Annotated in this window: 22 protein-coding genes and 4 pseudogenes; 16 read left to right on the forward strand and 10 right to left on the reverse strand. The window is 69.9% G+C overall.

Features of this window, described 5'->3' with window-relative positions; translation table 11 throughout:
- Positions 1 to 134: 134 nt before the first annotated feature.
- Both ACFYRY_RS38630 and ACFYRY_RS38635 read left to right on the forward strand, forming a co-directional pair.
- On the forward strand, positions 135 to 1,757 hold the full coding sequence (locus ACFYRY_RS38630) for an MFS transporter (protein WP_389156835.1): 1,623 nt from the start codon (positions 135 to 137) through the stop codon (positions 1,755 to 1,757).
- Between the two features lie 112 nt (positions 1,758 to 1,869).
- Complete coding sequence (locus tag ACFYRY_RS38635; RefSeq protein ID WP_389156838.1) at positions 1,870 to 3,042, forward strand: acyl-CoA dehydrogenase family protein; 1,173 nt, start codon at positions 1,870 to 1,872, stop codon at positions 3,040 to 3,042.
- A gap of 46 nt (positions 3,043 to 3,088) precedes the next feature.
- On the opposite strand, the gene ACFYRY_RS38640 is transcribed toward ACFYRY_RS38635, so the two are convergent.
- A complete protein-coding gene (locus ACFYRY_RS38640) occupies positions 3,089 to 3,529 on the reverse strand; it encodes a cell division protein SepF (protein WP_389156840.1) in 441 nt (146 codons plus the stop codon).
- Between the two features lie 688 nt (positions 3,530 to 4,217).
- On the opposite strand from ACFYRY_RS38640, the gene ACFYRY_RS38645 reads away from it, so the two are divergent.
- From ACFYRY_RS38645 to ACFYRY_RS38675, 7 genes and pseudogenes are all read left to right on the forward strand, one after another.
- Positions 4,218 to 5,123, forward strand: coding sequence for a S1 family peptidase (locus ACFYRY_RS38645; protein ID WP_389156843.1), 906 nt, complete (start codon positions 4,218 to 4,220; stop codon positions 5,121 to 5,123).
- 150 nt (positions 5,124 to 5,273) lie between these two features.
- Positions 5,274 to 6,212, forward strand: a complete 939-nt coding sequence (locus ACFYRY_RS38650; protein WP_389157117.1) for a slipin family protein — start codon at positions 5,274 to 5,276, stop codon at positions 6,210 to 6,212.
- A 230-nt stretch (positions 6,213 to 6,442) separates the two neighbouring features.
- A complete protein-coding gene (locus ACFYRY_RS38655) occupies positions 6,443 to 7,531 on the forward strand; it encodes a S1 family peptidase (RefSeq protein ID WP_389156846.1) in 1,089 nt (362 codons plus the stop codon).
- Between the two features lie 471 nt (positions 7,532 to 8,002).
- Positions 8,003 to 11,455 (forward strand): DNA polymerase III subunit alpha, encoded by a 3,453-nt coding sequence (locus ACFYRY_RS38660; RefSeq protein ID WP_389156849.1) that lies wholly within the window; start codon positions 8,003 to 8,005, stop codon positions 11,453 to 11,455.
- On the forward strand, positions 11,452 to 12,438 hold the full coding sequence (locus ACFYRY_RS38665) for an ImpB/MucB/SamB family protein (protein ID WP_389156852.1): 987 nt from the start codon (positions 11,452 to 11,454) through the stop codon (positions 12,436 to 12,438). Before ACFYRY_RS38660 ends, ACFYRY_RS38665 begins: the two co-directional genes overlap by 4 nt.
- 455 nt (positions 12,439 to 12,893) lie before the next feature.
- Complete coding sequence (locus ACFYRY_RS38670) at positions 12,894 to 13,136, forward strand: LysR family transcriptional regulator (protein ID WP_389156856.1); 243 nt, start codon at positions 12,894 to 12,896, stop codon at positions 13,134 to 13,136.
- A pseudogene (locus ACFYRY_RS38675) lies at positions 13,133 to 13,417 on the forward strand (hypothetical protein); the annotation flags it as partial. The gene ACFYRY_RS38670 and the pseudogene ACFYRY_RS38675, both read left to right, overlap by 4 nt.
- Positions 13,418 to 13,761: 344 nt before the next feature.
- Here ACFYRY_RS38675 and ACFYRY_RS38680 read toward each other — a convergent pair.
- From ACFYRY_RS38680 to ACFYRY_RS38690, 3 genes are all read right to left on the reverse strand, one after another.
- Entirely contained in the window at positions 13,762 to 14,586 is an 825-nt protein-coding gene (locus ACFYRY_RS38680) for a short-chain dehydrogenase (RefSeq protein WP_389156858.1), read from the reverse strand.
- Positions 14,587 to 14,959: 373 nt separating this feature from the next.
- Positions 14,960 to 15,406, reverse strand: coding sequence for an SDR family NAD(P)-dependent oxidoreductase (locus ACFYRY_RS38685; protein WP_389156861.1), 447 nt, complete (start codon positions 15,404 to 15,406; stop codon positions 14,960 to 14,962).
- Positions 15,403 to 15,585 carry a hypothetical protein gene (locus ACFYRY_RS38690; protein WP_389156864.1) on the reverse strand — a complete coding sequence of 61 codons (183 nt, stop codon included), beginning with the start codon at positions 15,583 to 15,585 and terminating at the stop codon, positions 15,403 to 15,405. The genes ACFYRY_RS38685 and ACFYRY_RS38690 overlap by 4 nt, the downstream gene beginning before the upstream one ends.
- Between ACFYRY_RS38690 and ACFYRY_RS38695 the strand changes: the two genes are divergently transcribed.
- Positions 15,584 to 15,868: a cupin domain-containing protein gene (locus ACFYRY_RS38695; protein ID WP_389156866.1), complete on the forward strand. Its 285-nt coding sequence runs from the start codon at positions 15,584 to 15,586 to the stop codon at positions 15,866 to 15,868. The genes ACFYRY_RS38690 and ACFYRY_RS38695 overlap by 2 nt on opposite strands.
- Before the next feature lie 139 nt (positions 15,869 to 16,007).
- Here ACFYRY_RS38695 and ACFYRY_RS38700 read toward each other — a convergent pair whose 3' ends face one another.
- From ACFYRY_RS38700 to ACFYRY_RS38720, 5 genes and pseudogenes are all read right to left on the reverse strand, one after another.
- Positions 16,008 to 16,928 (reverse strand): zinc-binding dehydrogenase, encoded by a 921-nt coding sequence (locus tag ACFYRY_RS38700; protein ID WP_389156869.1) that lies wholly within the window; start codon positions 16,926 to 16,928, stop codon positions 16,008 to 16,010.
- A gap of 120 nt (positions 16,929 to 17,048) precedes the next feature.
- On the reverse strand, positions 17,049 to 17,657 hold the full coding sequence (locus ACFYRY_RS38705) for a TetR/AcrR family transcriptional regulator (protein WP_389156872.1): 609 nt from the start codon (positions 17,655 to 17,657) through the stop codon (positions 17,049 to 17,051).
- On the reverse strand, positions 17,654 to 18,010 hold the full coding sequence (locus ACFYRY_RS38710) for a hypothetical protein (RefSeq protein ID WP_389156875.1): 357 nt from the start codon (positions 18,008 to 18,010) through the stop codon (positions 17,654 to 17,656). Before ACFYRY_RS38710 ends, ACFYRY_RS38705 begins: the two co-directional genes overlap by 4 nt.
- A 333-nt stretch (positions 18,011 to 18,343) precedes the next feature.
- Positions 18,344 to 18,901, reverse strand: a pseudogene (locus tag ACFYRY_RS38715) (fumarylacetoacetate hydrolase family protein); the annotation flags it as partial.
- A gap of 139 nt (positions 18,902 to 19,040) precedes the next feature.
- Positions 19,041 to 19,526 carry a MarR family winged helix-turn-helix transcriptional regulator gene (locus ACFYRY_RS38720; RefSeq protein ID WP_389157120.1) on the reverse strand — a complete coding sequence of 162 codons (486 nt, stop codon included), beginning with the start codon at positions 19,524 to 19,526 and terminating at the stop codon, positions 19,041 to 19,043.
- A 95-nt stretch (positions 19,527 to 19,621) separates the two neighbouring features.
- Between ACFYRY_RS38720 and ACFYRY_RS38725 the strand changes: the two genes are divergently transcribed.
- The gene (locus ACFYRY_RS38725; RefSeq protein ID WP_389156878.1) at positions 19,622 to 20,506 is read left to right on the forward strand and encodes a pirin family protein; all 885 of its coding nucleotides are present in this window, start codon (positions 19,622 to 19,624) and stop codon (positions 20,504 to 20,506) included.
- Positions 20,507 to 20,615: 109 nt separating this feature from the next.
- On the forward strand, positions 20,616 to 21,194 hold the full coding sequence (locus ACFYRY_RS38730; protein WP_389156881.1) for an NADPH-dependent FMN reductase: 579 nt from the start codon (positions 20,616 to 20,618) through the stop codon (positions 21,192 to 21,194).
- A gap of 127 nt (positions 21,195 to 21,321) precedes the next feature.
- On the opposite strand, the gene ACFYRY_RS38735 is transcribed toward ACFYRY_RS38730, so the two are convergent.
- A complete protein-coding gene (locus ACFYRY_RS38735; RefSeq protein WP_389156884.1) occupies positions 21,322 to 21,885 on the reverse strand; it encodes a TetR/AcrR family transcriptional regulator in 564 nt (187 codons plus the stop codon).
- Between the two features lie 63 nt (positions 21,886 to 21,948).
- On the opposite strand from ACFYRY_RS38735, the pseudogene ACFYRY_RS38740 reads away from it, so the two are divergent.
- The 4 genes and pseudogenes from ACFYRY_RS38740 (at position 21,949) to ACFYRY_RS38755 (ending at position 25,286) form a co-directional block, all read left to right on the forward strand.
- A pseudogene (locus ACFYRY_RS38740) lies at positions 21,949 to 22,913 on the forward strand (aldo/keto reductase).
- A 162-nt stretch (positions 22,914 to 23,075) separates the two neighbouring features.
- Positions 23,076 to 23,288, forward strand: a complete 213-nt coding sequence (locus ACFYRY_RS38745) for a hypothetical protein (protein WP_389156887.1) — start codon at positions 23,076 to 23,078, stop codon at positions 23,286 to 23,288.
- Positions 23,289 to 23,312: 24 nt separating this feature from the next.
- A pseudogene (locus ACFYRY_RS38750) lies at positions 23,313 to 24,167 on the forward strand (MMPL family transporter); the annotation flags it as partial.
- A 279-nt stretch (positions 24,168 to 24,446) separates the two neighbouring features.
- On the forward strand, positions 24,447 to 25,286 hold the full coding sequence (locus ACFYRY_RS38755) for an MMPL family transporter (protein ID WP_389157123.1): 840 nt from the start codon (positions 24,447 to 24,449) through the stop codon (positions 25,284 to 25,286).
- The last annotated feature ends 512 nt before the right edge of the window (positions 25,287 to 25,798 follow it).

Below are 25,798 nucleotides of genomic sequence, written 5' to 3' on the forward strand. Positions count from 1 at the left end.
GGACTCGCGTACTCTGACGTGTCACTCGCCGTTCGCTGCGCGGGCCGGAGACCACCGCTTCTCTCCGGCCGAGTCACGGGAGTCCCCACCCGTGAGCCCCGCCGAACGCGAGGGAGCATCTGGGAGGTACGTGCATGTCCGGGACGACGACGGCTGCCGCTGCGCTGCGCCGTCGGGCGGCCGGGGCCGGCGCCAACCGCTGGGTCGTCCTGGTCGTCCTCTGCGTCAGCCTGCTCCTGGTCGCCCTCGACGCGACGGTGCTGCACGTGGCGGTGCCCGCCGTCACCGAGGACCTCAGGCCCGGCGCGATCGAACTGCTCTGGATCGTCGACGTCTATCCCCTCGTCTGCGCCTCGCTGCTGATCCTCTTCGGCACACTCGGCGACCGCGTCGGCCGCCGACGGATCCTGCTGCTCGGGTACGGCCTGTTCGGCGTCGCCTCCGCCGTGGCCGCCCTCGCCGGGACCGCCCAGACGCTGATCGTGGCGCGGGCGCTGCTCGGGGTCGGCGGCGCGATGATCATGCCCGCGACGCTGTCGATCCTGCGCCAGGTCTTTCCGGACCGGCGGGAGCGGGCGCTCGCGATCGGTATCTGGAGTGCGGTGGCGGCGGTCGGCGCGGCGGTCGGCCCGCTGCTCGGCGGCTTCCTCCTGGAGCACTTCTGGTGGGGCTCCGTGTTCCTCGTCAACATCCCGTTGATGCTGGTCAGCCTGCCGGTCGGGCGGTTGTTGCTGCCCGAGTCGAAGGGCGACGGGCGCGGGCCCTGGGACGTGGTCGGCGCGCTGATGGCGGCGGCCGGGCTGTTCGCCCTGGTGCTGGGCGTGAAGCGGCTCGGCAGCGGGGAGCTGGACGCGTTCACGGCGGTGCCGCTGGCGGTGGGGGCGAGCCTGATCGTGCTTTTCGTACGGCGGCAGCGGCGCCGGACGCATCCGCTGGTGGACCTGCGGATGTTCGCGCGGCCGGCCTTCAGCACGTCGGTGGGCTGCATCGTGCTGGCGATGCTCGCGCTGGTGGGCCTCGAACTGATCGCCGCGCAGTATCTCCAGCTGGTGCTGGGGCTGTCCCCGCTGCAGACCGGGCTACGGCTGCTGCCGCTGACCGTCGCCGCGATGGCCGCGGGACTGGTGGGAGCGCGGCTGCTGCGGCGGTTCGGACCACGGCGGATGGTGAGCCTCGGGTTCTGCCTGACGGCGGCGGCCGTCGTGCTGCTGACGGCGATGGGCGGCGAGGACAACCCCGCGCTGATGCTGTCCGGGTTCGTGCTGCTCGGCTTCGGACTGGAGACGACGCTGTTCGGGGCGTACGAGTCGATGCTGAGCGAGGCCCCGCCGGAGCAGGCGGGCGGGGCGGCGGCGATCGGCGAGACCTCGTACCAGCTGGGCGCGGGGATCGGGATCGCGCTGCTCGGCAGTGTGATGAACGCGGCGTACACGCCCGGGGTGTCGTCGGTGCCCGGTGTTCCGGCGTCGGCGTCGGCGGCCGCCGGGCATTCGCTGGGCGAGGCCTACGAGGTCGCCGGGCGGCTCGGGGGGCCCGCCGGCATGGCCCTGCGGCGGACGGCTCGGGACTGCTTCGTGCACGGGCTGCATGTGACCTTGCTGGTGAGCGCGGGGCTGCTGGTGCTGGGCGCGGTGATGGCCTTGCGGTTGCCGCGGGTCATGCAGTGCGAGACCGCCGCGGCCAAGGGCGAGAGTGCCGCGGCGGAGGCGGGGATCCCCGCGCCCCGCGAGGTCGCGGAGTCCCGCGTCTCCGCTTGACGCGACGCTCTGCCGCCCGCGCCCGCGGTGGTCCTGGACGTGCGGGACGGTCCGTCGTACCGTCGGGAGCGGACGTGTAACTAGCGGTGCTAGTTTATGAGAGGACGTGCTCATGCCCCCGTTCGACCCCGCGGATCCCCTCGGTATCGACGACCTGCTCGATCCGGAGGACCTGGCGATCAGGGCCACCGTGCGGGACTGGGCCGCCGACCGGGTGCTGCCCCATGTCGCCGAGTGGTACGAGAGCGGGGAACTGCCCGGCATCCGGGAGCTCGCCCGGGAACTGGGCGGGATCGGGGCGCTCGGGATGTCGCTCAGCGGATACGGGTGCGCCGGGGCGAGTGCCGTGCAGTACGGGCTCGCCTGTCTGGAGCTGGAGGCCGCCGACTCCGGTATCCGGTCGCTGGTGTCGGTGCAGGGCTCCCTCGCCATGTACGCCATCCACCGGTTCGGCTCCGAGGAGCAGAAGCGGGAATGGCTCCCGCGGATGGCCGCCGGTGACGTCATCGGCTGCTTCGGGCTCACCGAACCCGACCACGGCTCCGACCCCGCCTCCATGCGGACGTACGCCAAACGGGACGGCGGAGACTGGGTCCTCAACGGGCGGAAGATGTGGATCACCAACGGGTCCGTCGCGGGCGTCGCCGTGGTGTGGGCGCAGACCGACGACGGGATCCGCGGATTCGTCGTCCCCACCGACACCCCCGGTTTCGCCGCCCCGGAGATCAAGCACAAGTGGTCCCTGCGCGCCTCCGTCACCAGCGAACTCGTGCTGGACGACGTACGACTGCCCGCCGACGCCGTACTGCCCGAGGGGGCGGGGCTGCGCGGGCCGCTCAGCTGTCTGTCGCACGCCCGTTACGGCATCGTCTGGGGGGCCATGGGCGCGGCCCGCTCGTGTTTCGAGGCGGCTGTCGGCTACGCGAAGACACGGGAGCAGTTCGGGCGGCCGATCGGCGGGTTCCAGCTGACCCAGGCCAAGCTCGCCGACATGGCGGTCGAACTGCACAAGGGGATCCTGCTCGCCCACCACCTGGGGCGGCGCATGGACGCCGGCCGCCTGCGTCCCGAGCAGGTCAGCTTCGGCAAGCTCAACAACGTACGGGAGGCGATCGAGATCTGCCGGACCGCCCGTACCATCCTCGGTGCCAACGGGATCTCGCTGGAGTACCCCGTGATGCGGCACGCGACCAACCTCGAGTCGGTGCTCACCTACGAGGGCACCGTCGAGATGCACCAGCTGGTGCTGGGCAAGGCGCTCACCGGACTCGACGCCTTCCGGTAGAGACGGATCGGACCCCGCGGGGGCAGGGCCGGCGAGCGGCCCTGCCTCAGCTCTGGTTGAAGAAACCGTCCGTGCGGTGCGCGGCCGAGTTCTCGCTGATGATCTCCGTGTCGGCGGGGGTGAGCAGGAACACCCTGTTGGACACGCGGTCGATCGAACCGCGCAGGCCGAAGATGAGCCCGGCCGCGAAGTCGACGACGCGCTTGGCGTCGCCCGCCTCCATGGCCGTGAGGTTCATGATGACCGGGACGCCGTCGCGGAAAAGCTCGCCGATGGCGCGGGCGTCCCGGAAGCTGTCCGGGGTGACCGTGCCGATCCGGCGGCCTCTCTCCTCGGCGACGTCGGACGCCACCTTGACCCGCGGGTCCGTGACCCAGGCCTCCCCGGGCTGCTCGGTCCCTTCGGAGTAGTCGTCGTCGTAGTAACGCTCGTCGTCGTTGTCGTCAACGAGGCCGAGCCAGGCACTCGCCTTGCGAACCGATCCCATGGACGCCTCCTCTCACAGCGGTCTTTCTTGCTTTCCGCATCCCCATGGTCATCCATGATGCGGACGGTGCGCCATGTGGATAGACGCCGCGCGGGGGGTTTGTGACGGTACTGGTGCACAGCGAATCCGTCGAGAGTCCAGGTGTCCCAAGGGTCGTTCCGCAAACAACTGCTGACTGTGAGTGAAATATGATTCTTCACGGCGTACGGGTGATGGCCGGGGCGTACGGGTGAACGGCGGGAGGCGGAGGAGGCGCGGCCCTTCGCAGATCAGCGCCGTACGCACGCACTTTGACGGAGGCTCAGACCGGAGTGGGCAAGGACGGCGTACGCCGGGAATGTCGCCGACGCTAGATCTTCAGTTCCGGTGGTGAGGTCTGTGACGTTCGGTTTCTTCGCGAGCTGGTTTCCCGTCGACCCGGGGCACCTCGGCCGTCGCGGTCGGGGCGGGGAAGGGGAAGCGGAATCTGCTGCGAGGAGCGGGCGGGTCGCCGGGATCGTAAAGACAGTTCAAAGGGCGACGGCCGAAAGGCGCCCTTGCGCCGACCGTCCGTTCGGCCGAATACTCCCCCTCAGCGCTTGTCAGGGGCACGGCGGGTCCGGGATTCCGGCGGTCGGCACCCTGGCTGCGCCTCACGGGCCCGACAACCCCACGAGGGCCCCCGACTTCCCATGTGGAGGAACGACAAGTGAGGATCAAGCGCACCACTCCCCGCAGCGGCATCGCGAGACGCACCCGGCTGACCGCCATCGCCACCGGTCTCGTGGCCGCCGCCGCGATCGCGGTCCCCAGCGCGAACGCGTCCGACACCCCCACGTTCAGCGCCTCCGAGCTCAAGAGCGTCAGCAGTTCGGTGCTCAAGGCCGATGTCCCGGGCACCGCCTGGGCCGTCGACAGCAAGACCGGCAAGGTGGTCGTCACCGCCGACAGCACGGTCTCCCAGGCCGAGATCGCGAAGATCAAGAACCAGGCGGGCGCCAACGCCGACGCGCTCACGATCAAGCGCACCAGCGGCACGTTCCAGAAGTACATCGGAGGCGGCGACGCCATCTATGCGAGTAGCTGGCGCTGCTCCCTCGGCTTCAACGTCCGTGACAGCGCGGGCAACTACTACTTCCTGACCGCCGGTCACTGCACCGACGGCGCGGGCACGTGGTGGTCCAACTCGGGTCACACCACCACGCTCGGCACCACGTCGGGCTCCAGCTTCCCGACGAACGACTACGGCATCGTGCGGTACACCAACACGTCGGTCGCCAAGGCGGGCACCGCGGGCAACACCGACATCACCAGCGCCGGCACGCCGAGCGTCGGCACCACCGTCACCCGTGACGGTTCGACCACCGGTATCCACAGCGGCCGCGTGACCGCCCTCAACGCGACCGTCAACTACGGTGGCGGCGACGTCGTCTACGGCATGATCCAGACCACGGTCTGCGCCGAGCCCGGCGACTCCGGCGGTTCGCTCTACGGCACCAACGGTGTCGCCTACGGTCTGACCTCGGGCGGCAGCGGCAACTGCAGCTCCGGCGGCACGACCTTCTTCCAGCCGGTCGTGGAGGCGCTGAACGCCTATGGCGTGAGCGTCTTCTAGGTCCGGCCAGGGCCGGCCCACGCACCGCGAAGCTCCGCGGCCGGCGGCGAGCGAGCCCCCGCACGAACTGTCGTGCGGGGGCTCGCCCTTGCCGGTCCCCGGAGTTACCGTCGACGTACAGGCGGTCACGTCGGACCCTGGGGGGCCGTGATGGTCGAGGAACTGGTGGCGGCGGGGGCGGCGCTCGGGTCCGCCGCGGTGGTGTACGCGCTGGCGGCGGCGAAGGTCGTCAAACAGTACGAACGGGGTGTGGTCTTCCGGCTCGGCAAGCTCCGGCCGGAGGTGCGCGGACCGGGGTTCACTCTGATCGTTCCGGGTGTCGACAAGATCCGGAAGGTCAACATGCAGATCGTGACGATGCCGGTGCCCGGGCAGGAGGGCATCACCCGGGACAACGTCACGGTGCGGGTGGACGCCGTCGTCTACTTCAAGGTGACCGCGCCGGCCGAGGCGATCGTCCGGGTGGAGGACTACCGGTTCGCGGTCGCGCAGATGGCGCAGACCTCGCTCAGGTCCATCATCGGCAAGAGTGATCTGGACGATCTGCTCTCCAATCGCGAAGAGCTCAATCAGGGCCTGGAGTTGATGATCGACAGCCCGGCCGTGGAGTGGGGCGTCACCATCGACCGGGTCGAGATCAAGGACGTCTCGCTGCCCGAGACCATGAAGCGCTCCATGGCCCGCCAGGCCGAGGCCGACCGGGAGCGCCGGGCCAGGGTCATCAACGCCGACGCCGAACTCCAGGCGTCGAAGAAGCTCGCCGAGGCCGCCAAGGAGATGTCCGACCAGCCCGCCGCGCTGCAACTTCGGCTGCTGCAGACGGTGGTGGCGGTGGCCGCCGAGAAGAACTCGACGCTCGTCCTGCCGTTCCCGGTGGAGCTGCTGCGGTTCCTGGAGAAGGCCCAGCAGGCGTATCCGGCGGCGCAGTCGGTGCAGCCGCCGGGGCAGCAGGCGGTGCAGCCGACGATGGGGCAGTCGATGCAGCAGCCGACGCGGCAACCCGCGCAGCAATCGGTGCGGGAGCAACTCCAGCCCGTCGAGGCTCATGTGGACCCTGACGCGCTAGGGTCGATTTCAAGACAGGACTAGTCCTCACGGATTGATGAGTGTCACTGGCTCGTAGCGTCCGTGGCACGCATCGCCCGACGTGACCGTGAACCGTCAAAAGCGGAGGGGCGCGCAACCGCGTTCTACGCGCGTCCTGAAGTCAACCTTGTGCGCCCCCTGTGGAATTCGGAAGAGTAGGCGCTCGTCAGCCAGCCTTCCGGCCCCGAGGTCCCCACAACCGTCCGGGCCGACCCCCCACAGGAGGACGAGAGTTGAAGCATCGACGCATACCCGGGCGACGGGCGGTCCTGGCAGGTGCGGGCATCGCCGCACTGGTCGCCGCGGGTGTCACCCTCCAGTCCGCGAACGCCAGCGAGCCGGCGAAGGCTCCCACGCCCCGGACCTTCTCGGCCCTGGCGGCCGGAAAGCTCGCCTCGACGCTCGGTCAGGACCTGGGCGCCGACGCGGCGGGAACGTTCTATGACGCGAAGACCAAGAGCCTCGTGGTCAACGTGCTCGACGAGGCCGCGGCGAAGACCGTCGAGGCGGCCGGCGCCAAGGCCAGAGTCGTCGAGAACTCCCTCGCCGAGCTGAAGAGCGCCCACGGCACCCTCAAGCAGGACGCGAGCATCCCCGGCACCGCCTGGGCGACCGACCCGACGACCAACAAGGTGGTCGTCACCGCAGACCGCACGGTCTCCGACGCCGAGTGGGCGAAGCTGACCAAGGTCGTCGACGGGCTCGGCGCCACCGCCGAACTCCAGCGCACCAAGGGGGAGTACAGGCCCTTCCTCGCGGGTGGCGACGCCATCACCGGCGGCGGCGGACGCTGCTCGCTCGGCTTCAACGTGGTCAAGGACGGCGCGCCGTACTTCCTCACCGCCGGGCACTGCACCGAGTCCATCTCCACCTGGTCCGACTCCAGCGGCGACGTGATCGGCCAGAACGAGGAGTCGAGCTTCCCGGGCAACGACTACGGCCTGGTCAAGTACACGGGTGACGTGGCCCATCCGAGCGAGGTGAACCTCTACGACGGCTCCACGCAGAAGATCACGGGAGCGGCCGAGGCCACCGTCGGCATGAAGGTCACCCGCAGCGGCTCCACCACCCAGGTGCACGACGGCACGGTCACCGGCCTGGACGCCACCGTGAACTACGGCAACGGCAACGGCGACATCGTCAACGGACTGATCCAGACCGACGTCTGCGCCGAGCCCGGCGACAGCGGCGGCTCGCTCTTCTCCGGCAGCAACGCGATCGGCCTCACCTCGGGCGGCAGTGGTGACTGCACCTCGGGCGGCGAGACCTTCTTCCAGCCGGTCACCGAGGCGCTCTCGGCGACCGGCGCGCAGATCGGCTGACGGCCACGCAGTAGTCGGCTGACGGCCACGCAGTAGTGCGGCGGCCGTGATCTCGCCGGCCCGACGAAGTCCCGCCCCGCGTATGAGGGGCGGGACTTTCGCGTTGTACGGCGGATCAAGGCGGATCGAGGACGAGGGCGTCCGGGGTTGGGAGCGTCCGCGGGTGGGTGGGGGGCTGGGCGCGCAGTTCCCCGCGCCCCCAAGAGGGGGCGTTGCGGTGGCCGTCCCTCCAGGGGGTGCGGGGAACTGTGCGACCGGCCAGGGTGCGGGGAACTACGCGACCAGCCAGGACGTCCGGCGTGCAGCGTGACGAGCGGCACCGCCTGCCTCCCCAAAGAATCGTTAGTGTGTTCGAATCGACGTTCGAATCGAGTCGCCGACCGGGGCTGATGGGGTTAGAGTAATCGAACGCGAGTACGATGAACATATCGGGCTTATGGTCGAAAAGGGGTGGAGTGATGGAGGTGCGGCATGGCGGGCTTCGCCCATCTGCACGTCGCGTCCGGTTACTCCGCTCGCTACGGCGCATCCCACCCCGAACAGCTCGTCCGGCGAGCGGTCGAGCGGGGCATGTCCGCGCTCGCGCTCACCGACCGGGACACGGTCACCGGGGCCGTCCGGTTCGCGCGGGCGTGCGCCGGGGCCGGGGTGCGACCGCTCTTCGGTGTCGACCTGGCCGTAGCGGCCTTGGCGCCTCCGCCGCCGGCCCAGCGGCGCCGCACTCCGGCGCGCGGTGGGGCGCACGTCGTCGAGCCGCCGCTGCGGTTCGTGCTGCTCGCGCGGGACCGGGCCGGATGGGCGCGGCTGTGCCGCATCACGTCGGCGGCCCATGCCGGGGCGGTGTCCGGTACGGCGCCGGTGGTGCCGTGGGAGGCGCTGCGTGAGTACGGCGGCCCCGGCCTGACCGTGCTGCTCGGGCCGCTGTCGGAGCCGGTGCGGGCGCTGTCGGTGGGCCGGGAGGACGTCGCGATGAAGCTGCTGGCGCCCTGGCAGGAGATCTTCGGAAGTGGGGTCAGGCTGGAGGCCGTTGCGCAGAAACGTTTCAGCACGGGGCCGGGGTCGCTGCGGCTGGCGGCCCGCACCCTCGCACTGGCCGACCGCACCCGCACCACCGCGGTGCTCTCCAACGCCGTTCGCTACGCCGACCCCGAACAACACCGGCTCGCCGACGTCCTGGACGCCGCCAGACTGCTGCGGCCGGTCGACCGGCGCCGCCTGGACAGCGGACAGCGCTGGCTCAAGGACGAGCGGGCGATGACCGTCGTCGCGGGGATGATCTCCGACTGCGCCGGAACGGACGCCCGGCGGGCGCGGCGCCTGATGGCGGACACCGCTGCCACCGCGGCCGCCTGCGCCATCGACCCCCGAGCGGACCTCGGTCTTGGCACACCGCACTTCCCGGAACCGTCGCTCTTCGGCGCCGAACCCGAAGCCGGCGGAGCCGCGCGGCTGCTGCGCCACCAGTGCGAGGCCGGCATGGCCCGGCGTGGCCTGGACCGCGACCGGGCGGCACTCGACCGCCTGGACGAGGAACTCACCGTGATCTCCAAGCTGGACTACGACCCGTACTTCCTCGCCGTCGGACAGGTCGTGGCCGACATCCGGGCCAAGGGCATCAGGGTCGCCGCCCGCGGCTCGGGCGCAGGGTCGATGGTCTGCCACGCGCTGGACATCGCCACCGCCAACCCGCTCGACCACCGCCTGCTGTTCGAACGCTTCCTCAGCGCGCGCCGGGCCTCGCTGCCCGACATCGACATCGACGTGGAGTCCGCCCGACGACTGGAGTGCTACGACACGATCTTCGAACGGTTCGGCAAGGAACGGGTCGCCGTCACCGCGATGCCCGAGACCTACCGCGCCCGCCGGGCCCTGCGGGACACCGGCCTCGCTCTCGGGATCGCGCCCATGGACGTCGACCGGATCGCCAAGAGCTTCCCGCACCTGCGCGCCTCCGACATCACCGGCGCCCTCGCCGAACTGCCCGAACTGCGGCAACTCGCCGCGGAGGCACACCGGTACGGACCGTTGTGGGAGCTCGCCGAAGGCCTCGACGCCCTGGTCCACGGCATGGCCATGCACCCGTGCGGCGTGGTCATCAGCGACGCGACCCTCCTGGACCGGCTGCCGGTACAGCCCACCCCGCAGGGCGACTACCCCATGGCCATGGCCGCGAAGGAGGAGATCGAGGCGCTCGGCAACATCAAACTCGACGTCCTGGGCGTGCGGATGCAGTCCGCGATGGCCCACGCCGTCACCGAGATCGAACGCACCACCGGCAACCACATCGACCTGGACGACCCGCGGCAGGTGCCGCTCGACGACGTCTTCGCCTTCAAGCTCATCCAGGAGAGCCAGACCCTGGGCCTGTTCCAGCTGGAGTCGCCCGGCCAGCAGGACCTCCTGTCCCGGCTCCAGCCCCGCGACCCGCAGGACGTCATCGCCGACATCAGCCTCTTCCGTCCCGGCCCGGTCGCCGGCGGCATGCCCGAGCGGTACATCGCCGCCCGCCACGGAGGCACGCCGGCCTATGCCCACCCCGACCTCGAACCGGTGCTCGCCGACACCTACGGCGTGACCATCTGGCACGAGCAGATCATCGAGACCTTCGCCGTGATGACCGGCTGCGACCGCGCGCTGGCGGAGATCGCCCGCAGAGCACTCGGCGACAAGAGCCAACTGCCCGGGATCAAGGACTGGTTCCACCAGCACGCGCGGGCCCGTGGCTACAGCGCGGCCGTCCGGGACGAGGTGTGGAAGACCGTCGAGGCCTTCGGCGCGTACGGCTTCTGCCGTGCCCACGCGGTCGCGTTCGCCGTACCGGCGCTGCAGAGCGCCTGGCTCAAGGCGCACTATCCGGCGTTCCTGCTGGCCGGCCTGCTCGAACACGATCCCGGGATGTGGCCCAAGCGCGTCCTCGTCTCCGACGCCCGCCGCCGCGGCGTCCCGGTCCTGCCGGTCGATGTGAACCGCTCCAAGGTGAGACACATCGTGGAGCCGGCCGACGGGAAGCGGTGGGGTGTGCGGCTCGCGCTGTCCGCGGTGCACGGGATCAGCGAGGGCGAGTGCGCCCGGATCGAGGAGGGGCAGCCGTACGGGTCACTGTCGGACTTCTGGCAGCGGGCCCACCCCAGCAGGCCGACAGCGGAACGGCTGGCGGAGATCGGCGCTCTGAACGGACTCCACGACGGACGCCTCACCCGACGTGACCTGCTCCTGCAGATCGCCGAACTCCACCGGGCCTCCCGCACCCGGTCCGCCGGCAAGGGCCAACTGCCCATCGAAGCGGGCGCGGTCGGGGGAGCGGAGCCGAGCGGTCTGCCGGAGATGACCGGACGCGAAGCGCTGAGCGCCGAGCTGAGCACGCTGGGCATCGACGTCTCCCGGCACCTGATGGAGCACCACCACCGGCTGCTGCGCGAGATCGGCGCGACGGACGCGACCCACCTGGCCGGCTTGCGCGCCGGTCAGCAGGTCCTGGTCGCCGGAGTGCGGGCCTCCACCCAGACCCCGCCGATCGCCAGCGGCAAACGCGTCATCTTCGTCACCCTGGAGGACGGCTCCGGCCTGGTCGACCTGGCCTTCTTCGAGGACTCCCACCCGGCCTGCGCCCACACCGTCTTCCACAGCGGGCTGCTCCTGGTGCGCGGCACCGTCCAGGTGCGCGGCACCCGCCGTACCGTCGTCGGCACCATGGCCTGGGACCTGGACGAGATCGCCGCGGCCCGTCGCGACGAGGGCCCCGAGGCCGCCCTCGCCCTCCTCGGCGCCGACCGTCCGTCCCCGACCCCCGCCCAGCCGCAGCGCACCCTGGCCAACGGCACCACCGGCGCCCGCCTGCACCCGTACGCCGACCTGCAGCCCGCCGGCACCCGCTCGGCCGATCTGAAGAAGTTCGGCCATCGCAGTCCAGGGAGCGCGGGATGACCCCACGGCAGCGGCATATCGCCCACCTCCACCTCCACCTGCACGCCTCGCCGACTGAGGATCAATACGAAGACTTGATCGAACTGATGTGTGGTATCACGCCTCACGTCCAGGCCGTTCCACCCAACGCCCTTCAACTGGACCTGACTTCCGCACTCCGGTACTTCGACCTGTCCCCCTATGACGTCGTCCAACTGGCGAAGATCAGACTGAAGGCCCTCTACGACATCGACAGCAGCGCCGGGCTGGCGGGTAACCGCATGCTCGCGGCAATGGCCGCCGACGCGTCCGCCCCCGGAGAGACCACCTGTGTCCCCATCGGGCATGCGGCCGACTGGTTGTACCCGCGGCCGGTCGCCGCGCTGCCGGGAATCGGCCGTGCCACGGCGGAGGCGCTCAGCAGGTACGGGCTGCACACCATCGGCCAGGTCACGGATCTGCCCGCGGGGACCCTGCAGCGCCTGCTCGGCGCAGGGCCCGCCCGGTTGCTGGCCGAACGCGCCCGCGGCCACGATCCCCGCCCGGTCACTCCGTCCGAACCGGCGGAGCGCATGGTCGCAGACCTCGTGCTGGAGCGGGATTGTCTCGACCCGAGCGGACATCACCGAGCAGTCCTGGGACTCGCCGGCCAGATCGGCCAACGCCTGCGCGGCGAGAGCCAGGTTGCCGGGCGGCTCGCCCTGACGGTGCGCTATGCCGACCACAGCTCGACCACACGTACACGCACACTGCCGGAACCGACCGATCATTCACCCGCCATCGCGGCAACCGCCCTCGGGCTGCTGGCCGCCCTGGGACTGCAACGAGCGCGAGTCCGCTCCTATGCGATCCGCGCAGACGATCTGCTGCCGGCCGGCAGTGCTTACCGTCAACTCTCCCTGGAGCCGGGCGACGACCGGGCCCGTGCGGCCGAGGCCGCCGCCGACCGAGCCCGCCGCCGCTTCGGTCTGAAAGCCGTACGTCCAGCGGCTCTCGCGAATTGATCACTTATGCCAAGAACCACTGGTTCCTGGCGAAGGCGGTGGTGTGCGGCATGGTGTTTGGCTCCCGTCGTTGGGTCGTGGCGACATCGTCGGGACGGGGTGTACGGGGGCGTAATACCGCTTCCGTGTCACGGAAGACTGCTCGGAAACTGCCTGGTGATCGCAGTGACGCGAGGCGTCGTGCCGCTGCTGACGGCAATGGGGACAGCGGTTGACGTCCCACCCCTCGGCGGCCAGCCCGACGGCCGTCTCCAGGCCGATTCCGCCCGTACCGCCCGTCACCACGGCCTTCTTGCCCCGCACTGTCATTGGTCGCTCCCGTTCTTTCCAGTCCACCGGCGGTGGTGAAGCCCTCCGCCCGCTTCCAGCACACCGCCCCGGAGACGATCATGGAAGTTCCCGTTGGGCATGGGGAGATGCCCGGGCGGCATAACGGCACGTGGGACAGCGGTCGCATGGGTGCTGTGGAGATCCGGCAGGTCGAGTACTTCGTCGCGGTCGCGGAGGAACTGAGCTTCACCCGGGCCGCACAGCGGCTGTCCATGACCCAGCCGGCGCTGTCGCGGGCGATCCGGGCCCTGGAGAAGAACGTCGGCGCGGCCCTGCTCGTGCGCACCCGCACGGCGTCACGCTCACCGACGCCGGCCGGGCCATGCTCGATGAAGGCACCTCGCTCCTGGCACGGGTGGCCGACATGACCTCGCGCGTGCGGCGTGCGGCCGAGCACGCCCTGCTGACGGTGACCGGTTCGGGGGTGCGACGCCTCGCTGCTGGACCGGCTGGTCAGGTCGTACAACGACACCGCCCCGCCGCGACCGGCCCGAGCGATCGTCGGCACCCCCGAGGACCAGCTCGAACGGCTCCGGTCGGGGCGGGCGACATCGGCCTGTTGCGCGCCGCCCTGCACGATCCCGGCCTGGACGCCGTGGTGCTGCGCCAGGAGCCCTGCCGCGTGCTGCTGAGCGACCGGCACCGGTTGGCGGGCGAGGACACCGTGAGCAGGGCCGACCTCGCCGACGAGCCGCTGGTCAGCTGGGCGGGCCCCTCCGCCTGGTCTGGCCGCGAGAACGGACCACACCGCAGATCCGCTCCTTCGTCCGGCGCGCCGTCACATTCCTCCGGACAGGACAGGAGATCGACGCCGGTCCACACTGACCACCCGTTCCGAGCTCGGACTGGGCGTGGTGCACTGCCTGCGCGCCCGCGTCGCGAATGGCCGACGGCTCGGCGTCGTTGCCGATCACCTTCGCGCCGGCGTCCGCCGCGAGCCGTGGCAGAAGCTAGCCCAGGCCGCCGGTCGTGGCACCCACTCGTCCGGGGCGGTCAGCGACTGATCGAGGCGACCAGTTCCGCGGTCGTCTTGTGCAGGCGCTCGGCATTCGTGGGGTCGAAGGCGGGACGGGTGACCGGCATGGGCTTGCCCCGGTTGAGCACCGTCAAGGCGGCCACGGGAGGGTTGTCGATCAACTCGATCATCGGGGCGATCGCCTTGGCGACCGGAGCGGCGAACAGCCGTGTCATCCCCTTGTAGACGGCGCGCACGGGCTGCTTCATCGAGTCGCCCATACCGGTGGCGACGAAGCCCGGGCCGAACAGCACGTAGCGGGTGCGGGCGCCCGGGTGGACCTGGGGGAAGGACACACCGAGGAGGTCGTTGCGACGCGCCGTCTGCGTCGCGGCGCGCATGCTGCTGTAGCCCTCGCGCTGTTGCAGGTCGTCGAAGCGCATCTTGCCGGGGGAGCCCGGGGCGGCGATGTTCAGTACCAGTGGCGCCTCGGCGATCTCAAGCCGGTCGAACAGCTCGTGGCCGAGCAGGTAGCGGCTGAGGTAGCCGAGAGCGAAGCTGGACTCCAGTCCATCCGAGGTCTCCACGCGCTTGTTCTGGAACCGCTGGGCAGCGAGGACCAGTACGTCGATCACGTCGGGCATCCGGTCGACGAGTTCGCGCATGCCCCCTACGGTGCTGAGATCGGCCCGTACAAAGGAGGCACGCTCGGCCGCGTCGATACCGGCCGCTGCCGCGAGGAACAGGTCGCCCTTGGCCTGGCTGCTGCCCACCGCGATCACCCGGTCCCCTCGCCCCAGGTAGTGCAGGCCCAGCCCCCGGCCCATGCCGTCGGTGCCTCCGGTGATGACGAATGTGCGCATGGTGCTCCTCATGGGTGCTTGATCAATTCAGGCTGTGTGGCATCGGGGGCGGATCGAGGCCGTCCATCAGGTCGGCGGGCGGCTGCCGGTCAGGGGCTCGTCAGCGCAGCCGGCGTGAACTTCGGAGTCAGCATCCGCCGGAACCGTGTGTGCTCCGGCGGGTCGAACGCGTTGAGGTTCCCGGGCCGCATACCGCACCACCAGACGCGCGGGCACCCGGAACGACGTCATCTGCTGCGGCACACCCCGGTCATCTCGTGAGCGGCCGAGTCGTCGACCGGTCGAAGCCCTTGCGTGGCATGTCCCGCTCAGCCTTTCCCGTGACCGTATGAGGCCTCCTCAAGCTACCAGATAAGTGAGAGTTGACTAACGCTTAGGCCGACCGGCGGTCAGTTGGTGGCGGTGAACCCGCCGTCGACGACAAGGGTTTCTCCGGTGACGAAGGGTGGCTGGTGGCCAGGGCGTAGATGGACTCGGCGACGTCGTCGAGGGTGACGTTGGCCTTCATCGGGGTCATCCGGGCCCGGCGTTCCATGAGGCCCTCGTATGTGTCGCCGAGGGTGCGTGCCATCCACTCTCCGGCGATCCAGCCAGGCGCGACGGCGTTGACTCGGACCTCGGGCGCGAGGATCCGGGACAGGGTGTGGTTGAGGCTGATGACGGCGGCCTTACTGGCCGCGTAGGTGAGGGGCTGCGGACCGGGGCGCAGCCCGACGATGCTGGCGACATTGACGACCGGGCCGCCCGCAGAGCGCAGGGGAGGCGCGGCGGCGCGGGTGACCTGGAACAGGCCCCGCACGTTGACTGCCGTGCCCGTCATTCCTGGGTGAGCTGGTCGAGGAACTGGCCGACCAGCTTCAGGCCGGTCCGCAGAGCCTGGGTGTCGTCAGCGACCCCGATGTGCACGGTGTGCTCGATGTCGAAGGCGGCACCGGGGGTGAACATGACACCGGTCTGCTCCAGCAGCCGCGTGCGGGTGCACACCGGCGGCCCCGTCATGCCCACCATCTCCTGCCGGATCTCGCGGCTGCGCCCGGGCTTCGACGGCCCCGCACACCGCCACACGGCCGGCACCATCTACCACGTCGTCTCGGGTGAGGGTCGCACGGAAGTGGACGGCACGGTACTGGAGTGGAGGGAGAAGGACGTCTTCGCGGTGCCCGGATGGGCTGCCCATCGGCACCGGAACGTCTCGAAGACCGCGGACGCGATCCTGATGTCGTACACGAACGAGCCTGTGCACCAGGCCCTCGGCGTGTACCGCGAGGAGCCTGTGGAGTGAGCACGCGGCCGACTTAGCGGCGAGCCCGGCAGCCGATGTGGGCAGCCGGCATGTCGGCGAGACTCGGCGCCGCCCGCGTTCCCTCGTGCGTTGTCGGCAGCGCACGCGCTCGCGTGCACTGCCGATGGGGCATGACCGCTCACACCAGCAGGAGCGTCTTGCTGATCGTTCTCCTGGCCTCCATCGCGGCGTGGGCGTCGGCCGCACGCTCCAGCGGGAAGGTCTGCCCGATCACCGGCCGCAGCCGCCCGGCCGCCGCCTCCTCGAGTGCGGTGGTCGCCAACTCGTATGGGTTCAGTCCCCTCTCCATCACCTGCTGCAGGCCCAGCACGGTGACACCCCGAGCCGTCAGCGCCGCGACGTCCGTGTATGTACCGCTGGCCGCGCCGGTCGGTACGAATCGCCCGCCCGCCTCGATCAGAGCGGCCGCCGCCGTGCCGATCTCGCCGCCCACGCCGTCGAACACGACGTCGACGGGCTCGCCGCCGGTGAGCGTGCGCACCCGCTCGATCCAGTCGGGCTGCGCGTAGTTCACCGCCTGCGCGCCCGCGTTCCGCACAGCCGACAGCTTGGCGTCGCCGCCCACCGCGCCGATCACCTTGGCGCCGACGTTCAGGGCGAGTTGCACCAGAAGGCCGCCCAGGCCGCCGGCCGCGGCCTTGACCAGCACCCACTCGTCCGGCTTGACCGCGGCCACCCGGGAGAGGGCCAGTGCGGTCGCGCCGTCCGTGAGCAACGCCACCGCGTCGGCGGTGGACAGCACAGCCGGGATCGGGATCACCTGGTCGGCGGCGACCACCGCCTTCTCCGCGTAGCCCCCCATGCCGTTCGTCTGGGCCATCACCCGCCGATCGAGAAGGCCCGGGTCGACGTCTGGACCCACCTCGGTGATCACGCCGCCGATGCCGCTGCCGGGCACGTAGGGCGGTTCGGGCAGGGGGAGCGGAGAGCGCCCGGCCCGAATCTGCGTCTCGATGAACACCACGTTCACCGCTTCGACGTCCACCACCACCTGTCCCTCGCCGGGCTCCGGATCAGGGGCCTCACCGGCAACCAGCACTGACGGATCTCCGAACTCGGTCAACCAGATAGCTCGCATGGGCGGTCGAGGCACGGTGCCTTTTCGAGGCCGTCACCCCGGCCTCCTTCCACTTTCGTGTCTGGGCTGTGCAGAAGTCCGTCACTGCCCGCAGTCCGGCGGTCCGGACAGGTCGTGGGACGAGGGAGGGGGCAGGGTGGTGGGGGCGGGGCGCAGCCCGTCGGCGAGCAGGGCGAGGTAGCGTCGGCGGTCCGCTCCGTCCGGATCGCCGGGATGCGCGGTAGCCATGGTCATGATGATGACCGCGACCAGGTCACGCACTTCCAGCTCCGGCCGGACCGCCTCGGCATCGATCGCGCGGTCAAGCAGGCCCTGCATGGAGCGGAGGAAGTGCTGGGCGGTCTCGTGGGCGAACGCCCGGAACTCCAGCGCCAGCGAGTGGATCACCTGCCGCTGGACGAGCAGCTCGGTGGTGGTCGTGAGCGCGTCGACGAGGTCCTGCCAGGGATCGTCGGTGTGCACCGTGGTCGCGGGCTCGATCTCGGTGACCAGCAGATGGTCGAAGACGGCCTGGATGAGCTGGTCGCGGTTGCGGAAGCGGCGGTAGAGCGTCATCACGCTCACCTCCGCCCGCTCGGCGATCTGCTCCAGCGTCGCCTCCGGTCCGATCTCCTCGAAGGCCTCGACCGCGGCGCCGATGATCCGCTCATAGTTGCGGGCGGCATCCGCTCGCAGGGGCCGCGCACTCACCAGGTCACCCACAGTCTGTTCAGGCCGTACACGGTGCTGAAGGTCTTGAACTCGGGCATGAGCAGCCGCCGCAGGCGCGTGTGCTCCGGCGGGTCGAACGCGGGTAACGTCCCGGCCCGAGCTTCCGGGTCCAGGTCGCCGCCCGCGCCGGCCAGGACACGGGCGGAGCTGAACCGCTCCGGGTCCGACAGCACTTCCCGGACGTCCTCATGGCGGCAGACCAGATAGGCGGTCCCGCCGAACGGCGTCTGCGTCGCCTGCAGGCCCTGGTCGTCCCTGGCCCGGGCCAGTTCATCAACAGGAGCGAACCCGTTGCGCCGCATCTGCAGTGGCAACTCCGGCGTGTGCGTCATCCTCGTTCCGCCCATCGCGTGATCGTGTGTCCACAAACTACCAGGGAAGCGTTAGACAACTACCACTTATTGGTGAGCGCTGTGTTCCGACAGGCCCGTCACAGTCGTGTTGTGCGATGCCTGCCCGCAAGGATCGCAGCTGATCAGATACCCGTCCGCATCGCGCGTCCCGGGACGCGCGGGCGTCACCAACAAGCCTCGCGGTGACGCACATCGGTGAGGAACTTCAGGCCACTCGCGATCACGGCCGTTGCCGGCTGCGGTGGCCGACGGTCGGAACAATGACCGGTGGAACGCCTTCCATCACGGTGTTGGACACAGAGCCCATGCCCTGAGGTCGTTGGCGATCGTGTACCCGGCGACGTACTCCAAAGCCTCCTCGACGGACACCCGGTGAGCCGACTTGCCGATGACGGCCGCCAACTCCAGCTCCCAGTCCGGTTGTTCAGACCAGACAGGGAGGACGACGTCGTCGTACGGGCCGGTGATCGCGCTCGGCAGGCCGATGAACACGTACGGCAGGTCCTCTGCCGCCCGCCGGTCCATGAGCTCCGCGACCTCGGCGCGCGCCTCCTCCATCGTGCGGGGGTCGTCGGGGGAGCGGTGGGCGACCTCCAGGTCGATCACGTGGTGGCGGTAGTTGGCGCCGGACTGGAAGATCTGCCGGGGCTCGACTGGAGCGTGCACCCGCAGACCGTCCAGCGTCCGCCAGCCGCCGGCCCGCCGGCGGCGAGGTCGTGCAGCAGGGGGAAGGCCTTGGCCGACCGTTCCAGAAGCGTACGGATCGTCAGGGCCGCGTCGTCGAATGCCGACCGCAGGTCCAGGGAGCGCTCGTCAGGCGTTACGAGAGCGGGGAAGGGGGCCTCGTCCGGGGCCGGAAAGGGTGCCCAGGGCGAAGGGCCCCGTGAAAAGGGCGGAATTGCCGGGGGATTCACGAACGTGCCCTCCTCGATGCGATGGAAACCAATCTGGCGCCGCACACCGCAATCAAGCCGGTTCTGATCGGCTTGACGGGATCGGAGTGCCGCTATTACTGCTGGTCGGAGGAGGATTCCGCCGTACGGTCCTGTTGCTGGATGTTGTCCAGGACGGTGGCGGAGATCTCGGCGAGCTGGTCCAGTTGCTCGGGGCTGAGGCAGTCGATCAGTAGCCCGCGGACGTGGTCGCTGTGCCGCGGCGCCGCCTCGGTCAGCGCCTCCCGTCCCTGCTGTGTGAGCGTTACGTAGGTGGACCGGGCTTCGCCGCTGTGGCGTTCGATGAGTCCTCGTTTGGACATGCGGGTCAGCTGGTGGTGCAGGCGGCTCTTCTCCCAGCCCATCAGTGTGCCCAGGTGGAAGGCGCGCAGTTGGCCGTCGGTGGCGCCGGACAGCACGGTGAGCACGGTGTAGTCCGCGGTCGAAAGCCCGCTGCTCGTCTGCAGCTGCTGCTCGATGCGTCCGCGCAGGACTTCCTGCATTCGGAAGAACGTCTGCCAGGCGCGCAGTTCCCGCTCGCTGAGTCCTCGCTCCTTGTGCATCACAGGCACAGCATAGCGTCCCAGTTGACGTGTCACCCCAGTCGGCGTACGTTTGGGGTGATACATCAACTCGTTGGGTGATGCGGAGGCAGACCATGCAGACCCAGCAGCACACCGCGCACCGAACCGTCGCCCGGGTCCAGGGCAAGGTGCATCTCGGACCGGACTCGCAGGTCGACGACAAGAGCCTGTGGTTCACTCCGCAGTCGCCGGGACTGACCGATCCCTTCCTCGTGCTGGCCGACGACCTGTTCTCGGCGCCCGGTTTCGAGTGGCACCCGCATCGGGGCCTGGAGACGGTGACGCTCGTTCTGGACGGGGTACTGGAGCACGGCGACAACATCGGGCACGCCGGCACCCTGGCCGCCGGAGACGTCCAGTGGATGACCGCCGGCCGCGGGATCATCCATCGTGAACTCGCCTTCCGCAACGAACGTGCCCACGTGCTGCAGTTGTGGGTGAACCTGCCGGCTGAGAAAAAGCTGGTGGACAGCCGTTACCAGGACCTGCTGGCCGCCGACCGGCCGCTCATCGACCATGAGAATGCCCGCATCGACCTCATATCCGGTACCGCCGCCGGTCTGAGGGGACCGGCGCTCACGCACTGGCCCATCTCAGGCTCCGTGATCACCCTCGAGCCCGGCCGGAGCGCCGAGCCCGTCCTGCCCGGCCGGGACCGGGCGTTCTTCTCCGTGCTCTCCGGCGCCGTGACCATCGCGGGCCGCGCCGTGGCGGCGGGGCAGACCGCTTGGTCCGATCCCGTATCGGATGCGGACCTGTCCGTCATCGACCTGCGTACGGGCGACGCGGAAACCCCGAGCGTGGTCATGACCTTCAGCGGGCCGCCCATACGGCAGCCCGTCGCCCTGGGCGGATCCATGGTCATGAACAGCCACGCCGAGATCGAGCAGGCCTATCGCGACTTCCTCGCCGGCAAGTTCGGCGCCGTCCCGCGCCAGGCCCGACTGCAGCACCGCTGACCGCCTCTTCGCGGAATCGCGAAAGGCCTGTGCCTGACCACACCTCTGTCGGCACCACCGCCCGCCCGCCGCTTCACACGACGGCCAACTCACGAGCAGGAGACCCTTCATGACCCGGATCGGCATCATCCTCGGCAGCACCCGCCCCAACCGTAAGAGCGAACAGGTCGCCAAGTGGGTGCATGACACGGCAGTCCAGCGCGGCGACGCAGACGTCGAACTGATCGACCTCCGTGACCACCCGCTGCCGCACCTCGACGAGCCGATGCCGCCCTCCATGGGCCGGCCCCAGAACGACCACACGCGGCAGTGGGCAGCCAAGATCGCATCGTTCGACGGCTATGTCATCGTCACGCCCGAGTACAACCACAGCATCCCCGGCGTGCTCAAGAACGCCCTCGACTACCTGTACGGCGAGTGGCACAACAAGGCTGTCGGGTTCGTCTCCTACGGCGCCTCCGGCGGCGTCCGAGCCGCGGAACACCTGCGCCAGATAGCCGGGGAACTGAAACTGGCCGACGTCCGGCAGCAGGTCACTCTCACTCTCGCCACCGACTTCGAGAGCTACTCCGTCTTCAAGCCAGGCGGGCACCAACCCTCCCAGCTGAACACCCTGTTCGACGAGGTCATCGCCTGGAGCGCCGCCCTTGCCGGTCTTCGCGATCCGGCCGCCGCGAGGGCCGCCTGACCAGCGCAGTCACCCTGCGCCTGGTCCCCGGTCCGATCCTCGAAGGCGGCGGTGCCTAGTTGGGGGGATTCCATCATCGGTAGGGAGAACTTCAGGGCAGACGCGAGAAACGGCCCCGCCCGGGGACTCAGGGACGCTGAGGCCTTCGTGCGCCGTCGAGGAAGATCGCCACGGTGACCTCGGTGGCTTCCTCCGGGGTCAGCGCCTCATCGATCGTCAACCAGAGTGCACGTTCCACGATCGCGGAGAACATGGCGAACACCGCGTCGCCGCGCAGGTCGTCGCGCAGGACACCCTCGCGGACGCCACGGTCGATGACCTCGCGGACGGGCTTGACCGTGCGCTCCATGTCGGCGGGGTCGCAGTACTCGTCCGCCTGTCGGATCACCGCCGCGTACTTGGCGCCTTCGCGCAGGAAGACGGCGACGATCCGGGTGATCGCCCGGCTGGCCGGAAGCTCGTCGAGTCGGGTGGCGTCGAACGCCTCCACGAGTTCATTGATCCCCACCTCCGCCAGGCCTCGCAGCAGCGCGTCCCGGGATGGGAAATGCCGGTACAGCGTCGCGCGCCCCACACCGGCCTCATCCGCGATCTCCGCCATCCCGGCATCCGTTCGCCGGCCCAGTACCCGCGCGGCGGCATCGAGGATCGCCGCCCGGGTCCGCTCCATCCCGCTATCTGATTTGACCACCTCGTTATGTTAACGCCTCATGGCGAGACTTTCGTGTCTCATTATGGGTGTACGCTGCCTCTCATGGTTACCCGAGAGCTCGGGCGCACCGGCGTCCGCATCTCATCCATAGGTCTTGGATCCGCGCAGTTCTCCGGCGGAGGCGCCGGCACGTTTTTCCCGGCGTTACCGCAGTCCCAAGTCGACGCCATCGTCAAAACGGCCCCGGACGGCGACATCACCTGGTTGGACACGGCCGAGGGATACGGCAAGGGAAGGTCGGAGCGCAGCCTCGGCGCCGCACTCACCCGTGCCGGGGAGGGCCCAGGTGACGTCTCCCTCTCCACGAAGTGGACACCGCTCGGCCGGACCGCCCGCAGCATCCAGCGCACCATCGGCAACCGGATCGTGAACCTGGCGCCCTTCCCCGTCGACCTGTACCAGATCCATGTTCCCTACGGCGGCCTCTCATCGATCCGCGCCCAGGCGCGGGCCATGGCGCAGCTGGTCGAAGCGGGCAAGATCCGCTCAATCGGCGTCAGTAACTTCTCCGCCAGGCAGATGGAGACCGCGCACAGGGAACTCGCGCGACACGGCGTTCCGTTGGCGAGCAACCAGGTCCAGATCAATCTGCTGCATCGCAAGATCGAGCCCAACGGAGTCCTGGAGACCGCCCGCCGGCTCGGCATCACACAGATCGCGTCCGTTCCCTGCGCAGCGGCATGCTGACCGGCAAACTCCACGCCGACCGCACGCTGGTCACCGAACTGCCTCGCCAGCGCCGCCTGTTGACCGGCATGTCCACCAAGAGCCTCGACCGCACAACCCCGTTGATCGACGAACTCAGCACGATCGCCGACGCGCACCGGGCGACTGTCGGTCAGGTCGCACTCGCGTGGCTGATCACCTCCTACGGCGACACCGCCGTCGCCACACCGGGAGCCTCCAAACCGCACCACGCCGAGGAGGCCGCCGGTGCGATGAAGATCGCCCTGAGCGACGAGGAGACCCGGCGGCTCACCGACCATTCGACCCAAGTCACCCGCTGACCACACCCCCTCTCGCGCGTTGCGACCAGGCCCGGGTCTTGCACGAGTGCGTAAAGACCTCACGCGGCAGAGCAAGCGGTCCACCTGCCCGACACCCAGCTGGGCCGCTTTCGTACCTCGGCACCTGCCGAACCTTCCCTCCCAGAACGTGGAGTCCCACCCATGTCCACTCTCGCCCGCTGGTGCTATCGGCACCGGCTCCTCGTCGTCCTGCTCTGGCTCGGCATGCTCGTCGGCCTCGGCGTCGCGGAGACAAGCGCCGGAAGCGCCTACAACGACAGCTTCTCGCTGCCCAACACCGAGTCCACCCAGGCCGTCAACCTGCTGAAGTCCTCCTTCCCGGCCCAGGCGGGCGACTCGGACACCGTGGTCTGACACGTCGAGGGCGGCTCGGTCCGCGACACCGCCACCAAGGCGCGGATGACCACCACCCTGGACAAGATCTCCAAGCTGCCCGAGGTCACCGGCGTCACCAGCCCCTACGGCCAGCAGGGTTCGGCCCAGATCAGCACGGACGGCCGTACCGCCTACGCCCAGGTGAACTTCGCCAAGGCCGGTGAGCAACTCGCCGACTCCGACATCCAGCGGGTGATCGACACCGCCAAGGCGGCCAGGACCGACGGTCTGGAGGTCGAACTGGGCGGCCAGGCGATCGAGGGCACCGAACAGGCGCCCACCTCCCTCAGCGAGATGGTCGGCGTGCTCGCGGCCGCCGTGGTGCTGTTCATCGCCTTCGGCTCACTGATCGCCATGGCGTTGCCCATCCTCACCGCCGTCGCCGGCGTCGGAACCGCCATCCTCGCCACCGGCCTGCTCAGTCACGCGATCAGCATGGGCAGCATCGCCCCGACCCTGTCCGCCCTCATCGGCCTGGGCGTGGGCATCGACTACGCCCTGTTCATCGTCACCCGCTACCGCAAGGGCCTGCAGTCCGGGCTCAATGTCCCCGAAGCCCTGACCAGGGCGGTCAACACCTCGGGACGTGCGGTGCTGTTCGCCGGCGCCACCGTGTGCATCGCCCTGCTCGGCATGTTCGTCCTGCGGGTGAACTTCCTCAACGGCGTCGCCGTGGCCGGAGCGCTGACCGTCGCGGCGACCGTGCTGGCCGCCGTCACCCTCCTTCCGGCCCTCCTTGGCCTGCTCGGTACCCGGGTCCTGGGCCGTCGCGCCCGGCGCCGGCTGGCCGCAGGTGAAGTCCTGGCCGAGAACTCCGCGTCCGGGCTGTGGTCCCGCTGGGCTGCTGTGGTCCAACGCCGTCCCCGGGCCCTCTCCCTGGTCGCACTGGTGGTGATGGCCGCTCTGAGCATCCCCGTGTTCTCCCTGCGCCTGGGATCGTCGGACGCGGGCAACGACCCGTCGTCCAGCACTACCCGCAAGGCCTACGACCTGCTCGCCGACGGATTCGGCCCCGGCTTCAACGGGCCCCTGCAACTCGTCGCCCAGGCCCCCACGGCCGCCGACAAGGCCGCCCTGACGAACCTGTCCACCCGGCTGAAGAACGTCGACGGCGTCGCGAGCGTGGCCGCCCTGCCCATGCAGTCCGGCGCCACGGTGGGCATCGTCCAGGTCGTCCCCACCACCTCGCCCCAGGCGAAGCAGACCTCCGACCTGATCGACCACCTGCGCAACGACGTGATCCCCGCGGCCGAGCAGGGCACCACCCTGAAGGTCTACGTCGGCGGCCAGACCGCCATCTTCGACGACTTCGCGAGCGTCCTGACCAGCAAGCTGCCGGAGTTCATCGCGGTCATCGTCGTTCTCGGCGGGCTGCTGCTCATGCTCGCCTTCCGCAGCCTGCTCATCCCGGCCACCGGGGCGGTGATGAACCTGCTGGCCGCCGGGGCCTCCTTCGGCATCCTGATCGCGATGTTCCAGTGGGGCTGGGGCTCGGACGCCCTCGGGCTCGGCAAAGCGGGGCCCGTGGACGCGTTCATCCCCGTGATCATGATCTCCATCCTGTTCGGACTGTCCATGGACTACCAGGTGTTCCTGGTCAGCCGGATGCACGAGGAATGGCTGCATACCAGGGACAACGCCCGGGCCGTGCGGGTGGGCCAGGTGGAGACCGCCCGGGTCATCACCGCTGCCGCCGCCATCATGGTCTGCGTCTTCCTCGCCTTCGTCTTCGGCGGACAGCGCGTGATCGCCGAGTTCGGCATCGGACTTACCGCCGCGGTCGCCCTGGACGCCTTCATCCTGCGCACCATCCTGGTCCCCGCGGCCATGCACGCCTTCGGCAAGGCCAACTGGTGGCTCCCCGCCTGGCTGGAGCGCACCATGCCCCACCTCTCCGTCGAACCGCCGGACGAACCGCTTCCGGCCAGCCCGCACGACGACCCGACTCCGGCACCCGAGCCTTCCACCCGCCCCTGAGCCAGCGTCCTGCGCGCCTCCGGCAACCTGCTGCGGGTCGAGGCGTCGTCATCCGAAGTCGGCCGGATACGCCGATACCGGAGGACGGCGGTTCGACCCGCTTCGGTACCGCAGCCTTCGTAGGCGGCCTCACCTGCTGGGCCGAACCCATCCTCCAGCAGCCCGACCGGGACCAATTGGAAGACGGGCGGCGTCCGAAGGGAGTTCGTGCCCCTCAGGGCTCCCGCGCTGGAAACGCCGCGCACACCTTTCGCCCCACGCCGTCGTGCGGTCCGGCGGTCACTTCGCAGCCCAGTGCGGGCTCGGTCGGCCTCTACCTGGGCCGCTCCGATCCGCAGGCCGAGCAGGTCCGTGACGCCCGGCTCGCCCGCCTCGCGGCCACAGACCTGGCCGGGCTCACCGCATCGCTCGGCTCGCCGACCACGCGGCGGACGGGACCGAGAGGGACTGGCGCGATGAGGTCTGGGAGGCAGCGGAGTCTGGGAAGTGGCGGCACGGACGCCGTGGCGGCG

It is taken from the genome of Streptomyces sp. NPDC005263 (genome assembly GCF_042872365.1).
Lineage (GTDB): Bacteria > Actinomycetota > Actinomycetes > Streptomycetales > Streptomycetaceae > Streptomyces.